Genomic DNA, 13661 nt, shown 5'->3' on the forward strand with positions numbered 1-13661 from the left:
CGGCATACCGAAAGTGCACTATTGGTGAGTTCGGGCGCCGGAGGGTGTCGGGAAGCACTCAGCAGCGTTTGCGACAATCACGGCATGTCGGAGTCATCGACGGCCCACGCCGCCCTGCCGCGCACGGTCGTGCACCTGCTGCGCCACGGCGAGGTGCACAACCCCGATCGGGTGCTCTACGGACGCCTGCCCGACTACCACCTCTCGACCCTCGGTCGACAAATGGCGCTGCTCGCGGCCAAGCACCTGGCCGACCACGACATCACCCACATCGTGTCGAGTCCGCTGGAGCGGGCCCGTGAGACCGCGTCACCGGTGGCGGAGATGCACGGCCTGCCGGTCACGCTCGATGAGCGTGTCATCGAGGCGGAGAACGTCTTCGAGGGTCTGCAGGTTGCCGGTGGTCAGGGACTGCTCAAGCACCCGGCGCTGCTCGTCAAGGCGTGGAACCCCTTCCGCCCGAGTTGGGGGGAGCCCTACGTCGAGCTCGCCGCCCGGATGAAGGCAGCCATCGACGACGTCCGCGCCGCGGCCCGCGGCCACGAGGCGGTCATCGTGTCGCACCAGGCGCCGATCTGGACGGTCCGCTGCGCCTACGAGGGGCGACGCTTCCTCCACGACCCTCGCAAGCGTGAATGCACCCTGGCCAGCCTGACCTCGCTCACCTGGGTGGGCGACGACCTGCTCTCGGTGAGTTACAGCGAGCCGGCTGCCTCCCTGCTCGCCCTGGCCCAACCCGGAGCCGGTGCCTGACGTGACCTCGTTCCTCCCCGAGCCTCCCCTAGCGGCCACGCTCTTCGGACCCTCCCGTCGCGGTGCCTTCACGGTGGCGCTCGGCGCGGCCTCGCTGGCCCTGACGGCCTGCTCTTCGGACCCCAATTCGATCGCCGAGCAGGCCAAGCGCGGCGACCAGAAGGGTTATGTCTCCGGCGACGGCTCGATCGAGCGGATCGCGGCAGGGGAGCGGAAGGGGCCGGTCACCCTGTCCGGCTCGACGATCGACGGGGGCACCTGGTCGATGCCCGACGACGGCAGGACCGTCGTCGTCGTCAACGTCTGGGGGTCGTGGTGTGCCCCGTGTGTGGCCGAGGCTCCCCACCTGCAGTCCGTGTGGACGGCGGTCCAGGCCGACGCCAAGCCGGTCCAGTTCATCGGCATCGACTTCCGCGAGGACCCCGCGCGTGGCCAGGCCTTCGCGGCCAAGGCCGGGTTGACCTATCCGAGCCTCACCGACGAGTCCGGCCTGCTCATCCTCGAGTTGCAGGGGAAGGCGCCGACCGTGCCGACCACCCTCGTCCTGGACCCCCAAGGGCGGATCGCCGCCCGGATCGCCGGAACCGCCACCGAGGTGACCCTCACCGGCCTCATCGACGACGTGCTGGCCGAGGCGTGAGCGGGTCGCTCGTGACCGACGCCGGCCAGACGATCGTCTCGGGTGCGCTGCCGCTCGCCCTGGGCCTCGCGGCGCTGGCCGGGCTGGTGTCCTTCGCCAGCCCCTGCGTGCTGCCCCTCGTGCCGGGATACCTCGGTTTCGTCTCGGGAATGGCCGCCGGTGACCGCGCGTCGTCGCGGCGGTGGCGCACAGCGGTGGGTGCCCTGCTCTTCGTGGCCGGTTTCACGGCCGTGTTCGTCCTCATGGCCCTCTTCGTCACCTCCGTCGGACGCGGCCTGTGGGAGCACAAGGACCTCCTCATGCGCCTCGGGGGCGGCCTGGTCATCGTCCTGGGCCTGGTCTTCCTCGGAGTGGGCCGCTCGATCGGCACCCAGCGCGACACCCGCCTGCGTTGGCGGCCTCGGGCCGGGTTGCTCGGGGCTCCCGTGCTCGGGGGCATCTTCGCGCTCGGCTGGGCGCCGTGCACCGGGCCGACCCTCGCCGCGGTGCTCATCCTGGCCACCTCGACGCAGGGAGCATCCAGCGCCCGCGGACTGGCCCTCACCGTTGCCTACTGCCTGGGCCTGGGCATCCCCTTCCTGCTCGCCGCCGTGGCCGCCGACCGGTTCGCCCCTGTGCAGCGCTGGCTCGCTCGTCACCGCCGCGGCATCCAGGTCTTCGGCGGTGTCCTGCTCATCGCCATCGGCCTGCTTCTCGTGACCGGCTGGTGGGACTGGCTCACGACGTGGCTGCAGACCGAGCTCGTCGACAACTTCGTGGTGCCGCTGTGAGCGGCGACGTCGTCCAGCCCCGGCTCGGGCTGGTGGGTTGGCTGCGTTGGGCCTGGCGCCAACTGACGAGCATGCGGACGGCCCTGCTCCTGCTGCTCGTCCTCGCTGTCGGCGCCGTGCCGGGGTCGATCTTCCCGCAGCGCTCGATCGACGCCACCCGCACCGCCCAGTGGCTCACCGACCACCCGACGGCCGGGCCGATCCTGGATCGCCTCGGCTTCTTCGAGGTCTACGCCTCTCCGTGGTTCGCCGCGATCTACCTGCTGCTCTTCACCTCGCTGGTCGGCTGCGTGCTGCCCCGCACCAAGCAGCATCTCAAGGCGTTGCGCGCGCGCCCTCCCCGAGCACCGAAGAACCCTGACCGGCTCGGCGCCAGCCTTGTCGAAACCGTCGACGGCACCCCGGACGAGGTCCTCACCGCCTGGCGAAAGACGTTGCGTGCCGCCCGTTTCCGGGTGGACAGTCACGATGACAACAGCCTGTCCGCCGAGAAGGGTTACCTCAAGGAGACCGGCAACCTCGCCTTCCACCTGGCCCTCATCGGCATCATCGTCGGGGTCGCGGTCGGCCACCTCTGGGGCTTCAAGGGTGACGTGATCCTCCCCGAGGGCCAGACCTTCGCCAACACCCTCTCCCGCTACGACACCTTCAGTCCGGGCCCGCAGGTCGACGCCGCCGATCTCACGCCGTGGACCCTCACCCTCGCCCGGCTCGATGCCGTTTTCGAGGAGGACACCACCCGCGAGGGCCAATTGGGTATGCCGCGCGACTTCACCGCCCACGTGGAGTTCGCCCCCACGGCCAAGGCCCCGGTCGAGGACCGGACCATCAAGGTCAACCAACCGCTCGAGACCGGCAATGGCACGGTCTTCCTCCTCGGCAACGGCTATGCCCCACACATCACCGTCCGGGATGCGCAGGGCACGGTGATCTACTCCGATGCCACGCCCTTCCTCGCTCGGGACAACAACTACAAATCGGTGGGCGCCGTCAAGGTTCCAGGCGCCACCCCGAAGGATCTCGGCTTTGCCGGCCTCTTCCTGCCGACCGGCACGATCACCGAGCACGGGCCGGAGTCGATGTTCCCCCAGCCCCTCGACCCCTATCTCGCCCTCACCGTCTTCGAGGGCGAACTCTTCCCCGATGGAGCCCCCCAGTCGGTCTACGAACTCGACGACTCCGCCATGACTCAGTTGCGCGCGGAGGGCTCGGATCAGCCACTGCGGCTGTGGATCAAGGCCGGCCAGAGCATCGACCTGCCCGGTGGTCGCGGATCGATCACCTTCGACGGTGTCGAGCGCTGGGCCGGCCTGTCGGTGCGGACCGACCCGGGCAAGAGCCTGACCCTGGGGGCCGCTCTGCTCGCCCTCGCCGGCCTGATCGCCATGCTCACCGTCCGCCGCCGCCGGGTCTTCATCCGGGTCAGCGAGGCCGAGCCCGACGCCGAGGGCCGGCAACGTACGCTGGTGCGGGTCGGCGCCCTCGCCAAGGACGACGACGAGGGCATGACCGACGAGCTGGCCGGGCTCGCCGAACGAGTGAAGGACCACCGATGAGCGACCAGACCCTGGCGCAGTTCTCGATGCTGAGCCTCTACAGCGCGATGGGGGTGCTCACGCTGGCGATGCTTGCGTTTGCCGCCCACCTGGCGTGGCTGCTGCCCGCTCGCGACGAGGCCGCCGAGCACGTCGAGGAGTACGAGCTGGTCGCCGCCGGCGGCGTCAGTGACGCCGAGCCCGGCCCGGCAACCAGCGCCGCGGCATACCGGCCCGGGGACGGGGAGCTCCCGTCGCGCGCCCGATCCGCCGGTGGCATCGCCTCGTCGCTGACCATCCTGGGGACCCTGCTGCTCACCGCGTCGACGGTGATGCGCGGCCTCGAAGTGCACCGGATGCCGCTGGGCAACATGTTCGAGTTCGCCCTCACCGGTTCCACCTTCGTCATGCTCGCCTATGTCGGCTGGTCGCTGCGTCGCAATCTGCGTTGGCTCGGCCTCTTCGTCACCGGTCCCGCCGTGCTCGTCCTCGGGCTGGCCATCACGATCTGGTATGTCGACGGTGCCGAACTGATGCCCTCGCTCAAGAGTTATTGGCTCGTCATCCACGTGACGATCGCGACATTGTCGATGGCGCTCTTCGGGATCGGTGCCGCCGTCAACGCGCTCTACCTGTGGCAGGACCATGTCGAGCGCCTCGGTGCCCGCTCGTTCATGAACCGGTTGCCGGGGTCGCGTCAGCTCGAGAAGCTGGCCTACGGGCTCCACATCATCGCCTTCCCGCTGTGGACCTTCACAGTCATCGCCGGTGCGATCTGGGCGCGGCAGGCCTGGGGGTCCTACTGGAACTGGGACCCCAAGGAGGTCTGGTCCTTCGTCATCTGGGTGGTCTACGCGGCCTATCTGCACGCCCGGGTGACGACCGGCTGGCGCCGTCAGAATGCCGCGATCATCGCGCTCGCCGGCTTCGCCTGCATCGTCGTCAACTACGGCATCGTCAACGTCTTCTTCGTCGGTCAGCACTCCTACTCGGGACTGTGATGGTTCGCTACACCCTGCTTCGCACCCTGGTCTTCTTCGGCTGCCTGCTCATCCTCTGGCTGGCCGGACTGCGCAGCAGGGACCAGCTCTTCCTGCTCGTCGCCGGGGCAGCCCTCATCTCTATGGTCGTGAGCTACTTCGTGCTGCGGCCCTTCCGGGAGGACTACAGCCGACAGATCGCCGAGAAGCTGGAACACCGCGCCGAGCAGAAGGCAGCCGAGCGGGGGGCCAAGCCCTCGGACGAGGACATCGAGGACGCCGAGACCGGCGAGGGTGAGGGATCCGACAGCTTCCGCTGACGGCCGCACGGGCCGGCTGGGCGAGGCGAGACGGCGGGGCCGACCGGTGGGTCGGCCGAGGCGAGGAAGCGGCGCCGTCAGGCCAGAGCGCCCGCGACGATCACGCCGATCGCGATGAGCACGGCATACACGACCTCGAAGAGCCCGGTCGCGCCGAGCGCGGGGATGAGGTCGCGCCCCTGTGCCCCTCCGAGGATGGTGCGCGCCGACGGGACGACCAGCGGCACGGCGAGTAGCCCCAGCAGGGCCCACGGCGTGGCGATCACCATGGCGGTGCACGCGGCCACGGAGACCAGCAGCAACGCGAGCCACAGCAGTCGGGTGCCCCGGTCGCCGAGGCGAACCGCCAGCGTGCGCTTGCCGGCGACGGTGTCCCCGGGGATGTCGCGCAGGTTGTTGACGACGAGGATCGCGGAGGCGATGGCGCCGATGCCCACGGCCGCGAACAGCCCGAACCAGGTGAGGTGCCCCAATTGGGTGTACTGCGTGCCCAAGGTGGCGACCAACCCGAAGAAGACGAAGACGAACACCTCGCCCCAACCGCTGTAGCCATAGGGCCGCTCGCCACCGGTGTACTTCCAAGCAGCGATGACCGACAGGACGCCGATGGGCAGCATGAGCCACGCGCCGGAGAGGGCCACGAGCGCGAGGCCGACGATCCCGGCGAAGCCGAAGCACAAGAAGGCCATGAGCTTGACGTTGGACGCCAGGGCCAGACGCTGTCCGACGAGCCGCACCGGGCCGACCCGGTCGGCGTCGGTCCCTCGGATGCCGTCGCTGTAGTCATTGGCGTAGTTGACGCCGACCTGCAGCGCGAGCGCGACGACGAGGGCCAGGAGGGCGTAGCCGTAGACCGGCCGTGCGCCGAGGCCGGCGGCAGCGGTGCCGGCGATCACCGGGGCGAAGGCAGCGGGGAGGGTTCGGGGGCGCGCACCGGCGACCCATTGTTCGAGCGTGGCCATGGTTCCTAGGGTTTTCTCACAGCTTGCGGAGGAAGTCGGGGTCGTCGTCGGGGCCGCGCGGCCGCAGTGGCCGCTGGCCCGGGGGTCGCTGGGGGCGGCCCGCGACGAGCCAGGCGATGGATCCCGCGAGGGGGAAGAGCAGGACGACGAACACCCAGACGAGTTTCGGCAGCCCACGCACGGCGTGCTCGTCGGTGCGGACGCAGTCGATCACGCAGTAGACCGACAGCGCCAGCGACAGGACGACGGGCAGGACACGCAGCACGCTCCCATTATCCGTCGCTGAGCAAATCGGCGGCGCCGCGACGGTCGGGCTTGCCGGGACCGCGGGTGGGGATCGCTGGCACCGTCCGGACCCGCTGGGGGAGCGCATGCCCGGGCAGTATGCCGCGCAGGGCCTCCCTGACCTCCTCGCGGGTGAGGCGGGTGCCCGAGGCCGTGGTGACGATCGCGCCGACGGCCTGGCCCCACTCGGGGTCAGGCACGGCGACGACGAGGGCCTCGATCACGCCGGGGCAGTGGGCGACGATGGTCTCTTCGACGAGGCGGGGTGACACCTTGAGCCCACCGGTCGTGATGAGGTCGTCGAGGCGCCCGTGGACCTGGAGGCGGCCGTCGGGCAGGAACTCCCCGTGGTCGTCCGTGCGGAACCAGCGTTCCCCGGCCGTGTCGGCGACGAAGTGGGAGTCGGTGCGTTCTGGGTCCGCGAGGTAGCCGCTGGCCAGGCTCGGGCCGCCCAGGTGCACCCGGCCGTCATCGTCGAGGGCGACCCGGGTGCCCTCCAGTGGCCGACCGTCGTAGACGCAACCACCGCAGGTCTCGGACATGCCATAGGTGGCGACGAGGATGACGCCCTCCCGGTCTGCCGTTGAGCGCAATCGTGGGGGCAGGGCCGCACCGCCGACGAGGACGGCGTCGAAGGAGCGCAGTGCGTCCCGGCCCCCGTCGTCCTCGAGGAGACGCGCCACCTGCGTCGGGACGAGCGAGACGTAGCGTCGCGCGTCGGGGTCCATGGCCGCGGCGCCCCGCACCACGTCGGTGACCGAGGCGGTCGTCGTGACGATCGGCTCCTGCCCGGCGACCAGGCCGCGCAGCAGCACCTGGAGTCCGGCGATGTGGTGGGCGGGGAGGGTGAGCAGCCACTGACCGGGGCCGCCGAGGCGCCGGTGGGTGGCTCCGATGGAGGCGGCGAGGGCGCTTGCGGTGAGCATCGCGAGCTTGGGGTCGCCGGTGGAGCCGGAGGTGCCGACGACCACGGCGAGGTCGTCGGGGAGAGACTCGGGGGCGACCCGGGGAAGGAGCGGTGGAGGGGAGGTCGCGGCATACGGCGCGATCGGGTGACCGCGCAGGGCCTCGGCGAGGCGGGGGAGGGCGGCGAGCACGGTGGGGCCCGAGGGGAGCGGCAGCGGCTCGATCCGGCCGGTCATCGCCTGGGGGCTGCTCGTCACGAGGTCAGGGTATGCCGTCGCTCGTCGGGAGACGCCGGCCCTATTCAACTCATCGGTTGACAAAGCGTTCGGTGGGGGGCATCGTTGTTTTCAACCGATTGGTTGACAAGGGGGATCGATGGCAGGGCACGAGTTGGACCGGGCGTTCGCGGCGCTGGCCGATGGCACGCGACGAGACATCGTCTCCCGACTCACCCTCGGTGATGCCACCGTCGGTGAACTCGCTGCCCCGTATGACGTCTCCCTGCAGGCGATCTCGAAGCACATCCGTGTCCTCGAGGTCGCCGGCCTCGTCAGCGTCACTGCCGATGCCCAGCGGCGTCGGGTCCACCTCGAAGCGGCCGCCCTCGCCGGTCTCGTCCGCTGGATCGAGCGCCACCAACGCGCCGCCGAGGCGCGCCTCAGCCTGCTCGAGGCCGTGCTCGCGGACCTCGACAGTCCCACCTCCCCGAACACCACCCCCACGAAAGGAAAGACGTCATGACCGACTCAGCCCCGCGGCATACGGACACCACGGCGCGGATCGAGGCCGACCCGGACGTGCCCGCGATCCGGATCACCCGCGATTTCACCGCTACGCCCGCCCAACTGCACCGTGCCCACACCGATCCCGAGCTCTACGCCCAGTGGTGCGGTCCGCATGACGTCACCACGACGATCGGGCACTGGGATGCGCGCACCGGTGGGTCCTGGTCGTTCAGCAACCAGCGCGACGGCGAGGAGATCGCCTCCTTCCATGGGTCCTTCCACGACGTGACCCCGGAGCGAATCGTCCAGACCTTCACTTACGACGGCTGGCCGGAGTCGGTGTCCCTGGAGACGATGACCTTCGAGGACCTCGGGGACGGCCGGACCCGGTTGCACACCGTCTCGCTGGTCGGGTCCTTCGAGGAACGGGCCGAGTGGTTGGATTCCGGCATGGAGACCGGCGTCAACGACGGCTACGAGAAGCTCGACGGACTACTCGCCAAGGGAGAGGGGTGATGGAGGGTCTGGGCGCGATGTCACCAGCGGAGCGGTATGCCGCGGCGGCCGACAATTTCACCCGTCTCGTGGGCGGGGTGAGCGACTGGGATGGTCCCTCGCCGGTCAAGGAGTGGACCGCCCGCGAGGTCGTGGGACACCTGGTCACCTGGGTGCCCGGGATGATCGGGGGTGGGCCGGGACTCGAATTCCCCTCTGGTGAGGGCGCGCTCGCAGATCCGGTCGCGGCCTGGCGGGCGCTCGATGAGCGCTTGCGCGAGGTGCTCGCCGACGAGGAACTGGCCGTGACGGTGCACAGCAACCCGCACACCGGGCAGGCGCCGGTCGCCCAGGTGATTGACGGCTACGTGACGCCGGACTTGGTCTTCCACGGGTGGGATCTGGCGCGCGCGAGCGGCCAGGACCCTGAACTGGACGAGGACTACATCGCGGGTGCGTATGCCGGGATGACCGGCATGGCGGACATGATCCGCGGGTCCGGTCAGTTCGGCGTGCAGCAGGACGTGCCGGCCGATGCGTCGGTGGTCGAGAAGTTCTTCGCGTTCATCGGGCGCGACCCGCGCTGGACGCCCTGAAAGGTCCCGCTTCCCTCTGGGCCGTCCAACCGCCACCATGGGAGTGACGGCAGGAGGGCGCCAATGGACGAGGACTTCCGCACGCACCTGGAGCACGTGAGCGCCGCGCGCGCCGAACTCGGGGATTCGATGCGCGCCCTCCAAGACGCGCTCGCACTCCCGCTGGGGCTCCCGGTCTGGGGGCGCCGGGTCCGGGCCGCGCTCACTGAGTTGGCGCACGACCTGCGTGAGCACGTCGAGCTCACCGAGTCGCCGGGCGGCCTCTACGCCGACATCGGTGCCACCGCGCCGCGCCTGGCCAGCGGAGTGGACGCCCAACTGGCTGACCATGTGTTCTTCGTCGACGAAGTGGAGCGCTTGCTCCAGGAGCGGGACGACGGCATACCGAGGGCGGGGTTGGGTCAACACCGCGAGGAGCTGACCGCCCTGCTGTGGCGGGGGGGGGGGCCGCCAGCGTGGGTCGGACCTGATCTACGAGGCCTATGAGGTCGACATCGGCGGCAGCGGCTGACTCCTCCATCCCATGCGTCCGCGTCTTCCGTCGCCATGGCAACCGAAGACGCGGACGCAAGGGGGCCAGACGTGAGGGTCAGCCGGTGACGTCGACGTCGGAGCGGCTGATGGTGACCTCGGCCAGGGCGTCCGGCAGCACGTCGACGCCGATGCCCGGGCCGGTGGGGACGGCCACGTGCCCCTGATCGAGCACGAAGGGCGCTGTGATGTCCTGGCGGAAGTAGCGGTCGGAGGCCGAGGTGTCGCCGGGCAGCACGAAACCTGGCAGGGCGGCAAGGGCCACATTGGGCGCCCGCCCGACGCCGGTCTCGAGCATGCCGCCACACCACACGGGTATGCCGTTGGCGACCGCGATGTCGTGGATGCGGCGGGCCTCCAGGTAGCCGCCGACTCGCGCCGGTTTGATGTTGATGACCCGGCAGGCGTCGAGGGCGATCGCGGTCGCGGCGTCGCGCGCCGACTCGATCGACTCGTCGAGGCAGACCGGCGTGCTGATCAAGGTGGCGAGGCGAGCATGGCCGCGGATGTCGTCGGTCGGGAGGGGCTGCTCGATGAGGAGCAGGTCGAAAGGGTCGAGGCGGGCGAGCTGGGCCGCGTCGGCCAGGGTGTAGGCAGCATTGGCGTCGACCTGGAGCAGGATCTCGTCCCCGAAGCGTTCGCGGACGGCACGCACAGCTGCGACGTCCCAGCCCGGCTCGATCTTGAGCTTGATCCGCAGGTAGCCCTGGTCCAGGTAGCGCTCGACATGGTCGAGCAGCTCGGGGATCGAGTCCATGATCCCCACCGAGACCCCGGCCGGGACGCGCTCCTTGACGGCCCCGAGATGGTGCCCGAAGGACCAGCCCGCCTCCTTGAGTTCGGCGTCGAGAACTGCGGTCTCGATGACGTGCTTGGCCATGTAGTTGCCCGTCACCGGCTCGAGGGCGGTCGCGACGCGCCCCGCGGTGAGCTGGTCACCGAGGGCGAGGAGGCGCGGCACCAACTCGCGGCGGAGCACCTGCTCGCAGCCGTCGAGCCACTCCGCGCTGTAGAGCGGGTCCAGCTCCGCGGCGCACTCCGCCCAGCCGACGGTGCCGTCGGTCGTCTCCAAGCGCACGAGGAAGGTGTCCTTGTCGTGCGCGGTCCCGAAGGACGTCCGGAACGGCGTGACGAGCGGGACCTTGAGCCAGATGACTTCGAGCCGGGCGATCCTCATCGGGCCTCCTCGGGGGCCTGGGCAGGGGTGAAGAGATACCAGTGGTCGCGGCTGACCCCGGTCGCCACGAAGCGTTGGGCGAAGGCGTCCTCCATCGCCTCCCGCACGACCTGCCGCCAACGGGTGGCCGTCGTGGGGTCGTCTCGACGGGTCGCGACGATGTCGGCCGGCACGCGCACCCAGCGTTCCTGGCGTCCCGCGCCGGTGAGGTATGCCGGGAGTCCGTCCGGGCCCGCCAGCAGGCTCGCGCTGTGGTCGCGACTCGGGGACTCGGTGCGGGACGGTGTCGGTGCCGTCGTGCTCCACACCGCGACGAGACGGTCAGACTCGTCGTTGCCGTTGATGACGTCGCCCATCGTCCCGTAGAAGGACCGCTCGTAGTGCGCCCCGATGGCCCCGAGCTTGTCGAGGTTGAAGTGCCCGTTGCGGGCGACGAGCGGGTCGAAGGTCCAGGTGATCGTCGGCATGCCGTGCGCGGCCGCCCACGCGCGTTGGTGCTCCTTGAGGGCAGAGCCGATTCCCCTGTCGCTGTTGCCCGGCAGGGCAGCGGCGATCATCGAGTAGCCCCCGCCGTCGGCGCTTGGGGTGAGTACCGCGGCCCCGAGCAGTGGCGCCGTGTTGCCGTGGGTCGTGGACCCGGGGGTCGGGGGCGCGGCATACGCGGCGTTGACCAGGCCACCGGCGTGGACGATGGCGCGCAGCACCTCACTCGGCATCGGGACGCCCTCGTCGCCGCGACCCCAGACGGCCGCGAAGAGGTCGGAGACGGCGCGCAGGTCGGCCATCTGGTGGACCTCCGCGAGGTGCAGGGGCGGGATCGGCGGTGGCGTCATGGTGTGCCGCTCAGAAGTACCAGGGGAAGGGGGACCAGTCGGGGTCGCGCTTCTCGAGGAACTGGTCGCGGCCCTCGACGGCCTCGTCGGTCATGTAGGCCAGCCGCGTCGCCTCCCCGGCGAACACCTGCTGGCCCATGAGTCCGTCGTCGAGCAGGTTGAAGGCAAACTTCAACATCCGTTGTGCCTGAGGCGATTTCGCCATGATCTCGCGGGCTACGACGAGCGCCTCGGCCTCGAGGTCGGCGTGCGGGACGACCATGTTGACCGCGCCCATCCGGTGCATGTCGTCGGCGGTGTAGGCGCGGCCGAGGAAGAAGATCTCGCGGGCGAACTTCTGCCCGACCATCTTGGCGAGGTAGGCCGAGCCGTAGCCCCCGTCGAAGCTGCCCACGTCGGCGTCGGTCTGCTTGAAACGGGCATGCTCCTGGCTGGCCATCGTCAGGTCACAGACGACGTGCAGGCTGTGCCCACCGCCGGCCGCCCAGCCGTTGACGAGCGCGATGACGACCTTGGGCATCGTGCGGATCAGCCGCTGCACCTCGAGGATGTGCAGCCGCCCACCCTCGGCCTTGACCCGCCGCTCGTCGACGGTGTCGGCCGTCTCGCCCTGCGCATACTGGTAGCCGCTGCGGCCGCGGATCCGCTGGTCCCCGCCGGTGCAGAAGGCCCAGCCCTGGGTGGTCGGCGTCGCGCCCTCGCGAGGGGAAGGACCGTTGCCGGTGAGGAGGACCACCCCGACGTCGGGAGTCATCCGGGCGTGGTCGAGGGCGCGATAGAGCTCGTCGACCGTGTGCGGGCGGAAGGCGTTGAGCACCTCTGGTCGGTCGAAGGCGATCCGCACCGCACCGACGTCGTGGGCCCGGTGGTAGGTGATGTCGGTCAGGTCCTCGAAGCCGGGGACCGGGCTCCACGCCTGCGGGTCGAAGGTCGAGCTGACGTCGGGGAGGGCGCTCACGCCATCGATCGTATGCCGCGGGCTCAGCCCCGCGGCATACCCTCACCGCGGGCTGGGGGTGGGGGCTGTGGAAAACCGCGAGCCGGTTCGGTCGAAGGCGCCACGATGGGGTCAGGACCGGAGGTGACGCGGGAGGGCGACGATGGGCAACGAGTGGTACGAGGATCTGGCCGACGAACTCGGCCACCACGATTGGCGCGAGGAGGAATTCGGCGACGGCGGGGCGGCGGCACATGGCGGGCGCTCCTGGGGCCCTGGCTGGTCATCGGTGCAGCGTGAGGGGAACGGGCTGGTCCGCATCACGGTCCTGCACGGCACGGTCGTCGACGTGGACTACCCGCCGGTGCGCGGGTCGAAGTTCGAGCATCTCGACCAACGGTTGTTGCCGCGCCGGGCCGCGCCACCGATTCCGATGGCGCCCCAACCGCCGGAGCACGAACTGAAACTGACCTGGCTCGAGGCCGTCGCGGGAGGGGCTGAGGCCCTCGCTGTCCTTGACGACTCCCCGCTCGTGCCTGAAGCCGAGCCTGACCTCGCGCAGCTCAGTTGGCCGGTCCGCACGCGGTTGGAGCGGATCCTGGCCCGGATCGATGAGTACGCACCCTCACTGCTGGGGCCGGAAGGGGCGATCGTCGCCCGCCGGCTCGCCGTCCGCGCGGTCAGCGCGCGGCCGACGGTGCTGTCCACATCCGACCGTGACCAGGCCAACGTCGGCGCGATCATCCACGCGGCCGGCAAGGGGAACGATCTGGTGGGCCCGGGCAAGTGGGTGCTGGCCAAGGACATCCAGGCCGAGTGTGGGTTGAGTTCCTCCCCGAGCCAGCGGGCGCGCAACTTCGCCGACGCGGTGAGTGGTGGGCGGCTGGATTGGCCGTCGAGTTGGATGCACCGTGAGACGCCGGCCGTCATCGTGTTGGGGAGTCCGGACCTGCTGGTCTCCGACTTCCGACGCATCCTGATCGCCGAGCGCGACCTTGCCCTGCGGCTGCGGGCGGTGACACCGGCGTCGGCGTGACGTCCGTCCTCGCTACGTCCGGCGAGTGGACCTCATAGCAACCATCTTGCCGGACGTAACGGAGTGCGGGACAGGGGTTTTCGGCGCAGATGGGCTGTCGGTGGTCCCCTCTGGTGTTGGAGACATGGATCACCTCGACCAGGCCCCGGAGCCGCAACCCCGCAGCGGTGGGCGGAGCGC

At 70.2% G+C, this 13661-nt stretch carries 17 protein-coding genes; 11 read left to right on the forward strand and 6 right to left on the reverse strand.

Annotated features, from left to right (window positions below; genetic code table 11):
- Positions 1 to 84: 84 nt before the first annotated feature.
- From BN10_RS03815 to BN10_RS03840, 6 genes are read left to right on the forward strand one after another with little or no spacing between them, the layout of a single operon-like run.
- Complete coding sequence (locus BN10_RS03815) at positions 85 to 753, forward strand: histidine phosphatase family protein (protein WP_010849842.1); 669 nt, start codon at positions 85 to 87, stop codon at positions 751 to 753.
- Positions 746 to 1393 carry a TlpA family protein disulfide reductase gene (locus BN10_RS03820; RefSeq protein WP_324603504.1) on the forward strand — a complete coding sequence of 216 codons (648 nt, stop codon included), beginning with the start codon at positions 746 to 748 and terminating at the stop codon, positions 1391 to 1393. The genes BN10_RS03815 and BN10_RS03820 overlap by 8 nt, the downstream gene beginning before the upstream one ends.
- Positions 1390 to 2163 carry a cytochrome c biogenesis CcdA family protein gene (locus BN10_RS03825; protein ID WP_010849844.1) on the forward strand — a complete coding sequence of 258 codons (774 nt, stop codon included), beginning with the start codon at positions 1390 to 1392 and terminating at the stop codon, positions 2161 to 2163. The genes BN10_RS03820 and BN10_RS03825 overlap by 4 nt, the downstream gene beginning before the upstream one ends.
- The gene (gene resB / locus BN10_RS03830; RefSeq protein WP_010849845.1) at positions 2160 to 3719 is read left to right on the forward strand and encodes a cytochrome c biogenesis protein ResB; all 1560 of its coding nucleotides are present in this window, start codon (positions 2160 to 2162) and stop codon (positions 3717 to 3719) included. Before BN10_RS03825 ends, resB begins: the two co-directional genes overlap by 4 nt.
- Positions 3716 to 4699 (forward strand): c-type cytochrome biogenesis protein CcsB, encoded by a 984-nt coding sequence (ccsB, locus tag BN10_RS03835; RefSeq protein ID WP_010849846.1) that lies wholly within the window; start codon positions 3716 to 3718, stop codon positions 4697 to 4699. The genes resB and ccsB overlap by 4 nt, the downstream gene beginning before the upstream one ends.
- The gene (locus tag BN10_RS03840; RefSeq protein ID WP_010849847.1) at positions 4699 to 4998 is read left to right on the forward strand and encodes a DUF4229 domain-containing protein; all 300 of its coding nucleotides are present in this window, start codon (positions 4699 to 4701) and stop codon (positions 4996 to 4998) included. The genes ccsB and BN10_RS03840 overlap by 1 nt, the downstream gene beginning before the upstream one ends.
- 77 nt (positions 4999 to 5075) lie before the next feature.
- Here the strand turns inward: BN10_RS03840 and BN10_RS03845 are convergent, their stop codons facing one another.
- The 3 genes from BN10_RS03845 to menE are packed head-to-tail and all read right to left on the reverse strand — an operon-like array spanning position 5076 to position 7408.
- Positions 5076 to 5960 carry a 1,4-dihydroxy-2-naphthoate polyprenyltransferase gene (locus tag BN10_RS03845; protein WP_010849848.1) on the reverse strand — a complete coding sequence of 295 codons (885 nt, stop codon included), beginning with the start codon at positions 5958 to 5960 and terminating at the stop codon, positions 5076 to 5078.
- 16 nt (positions 5961 to 5976) lie between these two features.
- The gene (locus tag BN10_RS03850) at positions 5977 to 6225 is read right to left on the reverse strand and encodes a PLDc N-terminal domain-containing protein (protein ID WP_010849850.1); all 249 of its coding nucleotides are present in this window, start codon (positions 6223 to 6225) and stop codon (positions 5977 to 5979) included.
- Positions 6226 to 6232: 7 nt separating this feature from the next.
- Positions 6233 to 7408, reverse strand: a complete 1176-nt coding sequence (menE, locus tag BN10_RS03855) for an o-succinylbenzoate--CoA ligase (protein ID WP_010849851.1) — start codon at positions 7406 to 7408, stop codon at positions 6233 to 6235.
- Between the two features lie 118 nt (positions 7409 to 7526).
- Here menE and BN10_RS03860 point away from each other — a divergent pair, with 118 nt between their 5' ends.
- The 4 genes from BN10_RS03860 (at position 7527) to BN10_RS03875 (ending at position 9453) form a co-directional block, all read left to right on the forward strand.
- Positions 7527 to 7892, forward strand: coding sequence for an ArsR/SmtB family transcription factor (locus tag BN10_RS03860; RefSeq protein ID WP_010849852.1), 366 nt, complete (start codon positions 7527 to 7529; stop codon positions 7890 to 7892).
- Positions 7889 to 8392, forward strand: coding sequence for an SRPBCC domain-containing protein (locus tag BN10_RS03865; protein ID WP_010849853.1), 504 nt, complete (start codon positions 7889 to 7891; stop codon positions 8390 to 8392). The genes BN10_RS03860 and BN10_RS03865 overlap by 4 nt, the downstream gene beginning before the upstream one ends.
- Positions 8392 to 8967: a TIGR03086 family metal-binding protein gene (locus BN10_RS03870; RefSeq protein ID WP_010849854.1), complete on the forward strand. Its 576-nt coding sequence runs from the start codon at positions 8392 to 8394 to the stop codon at positions 8965 to 8967. The genes BN10_RS03865 and BN10_RS03870 overlap by 1 nt, the downstream gene beginning before the upstream one ends.
- Positions 8968 to 9030: 63 nt before the next feature.
- Positions 9031 to 9453 carry a hypothetical protein gene (locus BN10_RS03875; protein ID WP_010849855.1) on the forward strand — a complete coding sequence of 141 codons (423 nt, stop codon included), beginning with the start codon at positions 9031 to 9033 and terminating at the stop codon, positions 9451 to 9453.
- Positions 9454 to 9556: 103 nt separating this feature from the next.
- Here BN10_RS03875 and menC read toward each other — a convergent pair whose 3' ends face one another.
- Genes menC through BN10_RS03890 form a run of 3 tightly spaced genes read right to left on the reverse strand, consistent with a single transcriptional unit; the run spans position 9557 to position 12466 of the window.
- A complete protein-coding gene (gene menC, locus BN10_RS03880) occupies positions 9557 to 10675 on the reverse strand; it encodes an o-succinylbenzoate synthase (protein ID WP_010849856.1) in 1119 nt (372 codons plus the stop codon).
- Complete coding sequence (locus BN10_RS03885) at positions 10672 to 11508, reverse strand: chorismate synthase (protein WP_010849857.1); 837 nt, start codon at positions 11506 to 11508, stop codon at positions 10672 to 10674. The genes menC and BN10_RS03885 overlap by 4 nt, the downstream gene beginning before the upstream one ends.
- Positions 11509 to 11518: 10 nt before the next feature.
- Complete coding sequence (locus tag BN10_RS03890) at positions 11519 to 12466, reverse strand: 1,4-dihydroxy-2-naphthoyl-CoA synthase (protein WP_010849858.1); 948 nt, start codon at positions 12464 to 12466, stop codon at positions 11519 to 11521.
- Between the two features lie 142 nt (positions 12467 to 12608).
- On the opposite strand from BN10_RS03890, the gene BN10_RS03895 reads away from it, so the two are divergent.
- Positions 12609 to 13481 (forward strand): hypothetical protein, encoded by an 873-nt coding sequence (locus BN10_RS03895; protein WP_010849859.1) that lies wholly within the window; start codon positions 12609 to 12611, stop codon positions 13479 to 13481.
- The last annotated feature ends 180 nt before the right edge of the window (positions 13482 to 13661 follow it).

Origin of the sequence: Phycicoccus elongatus Lp2 (genome assembly GCF_000367525.1) — a bacterium.
GTDB lineage: Bacteria > Actinomycetota > Actinomycetes > Actinomycetales > Dermatophilaceae > Phycicoccus_A > Phycicoccus_A elongatus.

What these genes read in the sequence shown, in the direction of transcription:
- BN10_RS03815 (WP_010849842.1), top strand. Translation starts at nt 85, where the DNA reads ATGTCGGAGTCATCGACGGCCCACGCCGCCCTGCCGCGCACGGTCGTG.
- ccsB (WP_010849846.1), top strand. Translation starts at nt 3,716, where the DNA reads ATGAGCGACCAGACCCTGGCGCAGTTCTCGATGCTGAGCCTCTACAGC.
- BN10_RS03840 (WP_010849847.1), top strand. Translation starts at nt 4,699, where the DNA reads ATGGTTCGCTACACCCTGCTTCGCACCCTGGTCTTCTTCGGCTGCCTG.
- BN10_RS03845 (WP_010849848.1), bottom strand. Translation starts at nt 5,960, where the DNA reads ATGGCCACGCTCGAACAATGGGTCGCCGGTGCGCGCCCCCGAACCCTC.
- BN10_RS03860 (WP_010849852.1), top strand. Translation starts at nt 7,527, where the DNA reads ATGGCAGGGCACGAGTTGGACCGGGCGTTCGCGGCGCTGGCCGATGGC.
- BN10_RS03865 (WP_010849853.1), top strand. Translation starts at nt 7,889, where the DNA reads ATGACCGACTCAGCCCCGCGGCATACGGACACCACGGCGCGGATCGAG.
- BN10_RS03870 (WP_010849854.1), top strand. Translation starts at nt 8,392, where the DNA reads ATGGAGGGTCTGGGCGCGATGTCACCAGCGGAGCGGTATGCCGCGGCG.
- BN10_RS03875 (WP_010849855.1), top strand. Translation starts at nt 9,031, where the DNA reads ATGGACGAGGACTTCCGCACGCACCTGGAGCACGTGAGCGCCGCGCGC.
- menC (WP_010849856.1), bottom strand. Translation starts at nt 10,675, where the DNA reads ATGAGGATCGCCCGGCTCGAAGTCATCTGGCTCAAGGTCCCGCTCGTC.
- BN10_RS03885 (WP_010849857.1), bottom strand. Translation starts at nt 11,508, where the DNA reads ATGACGCCACCGCCGATCCCGCCCCTGCACCTCGCGGAGGTCCACCAG.
- BN10_RS03895 (WP_010849859.1), top strand. Translation starts at nt 12,609, where the DNA reads ATGGGCAACGAGTGGTACGAGGATCTGGCCGACGAACTCGGCCACCAC.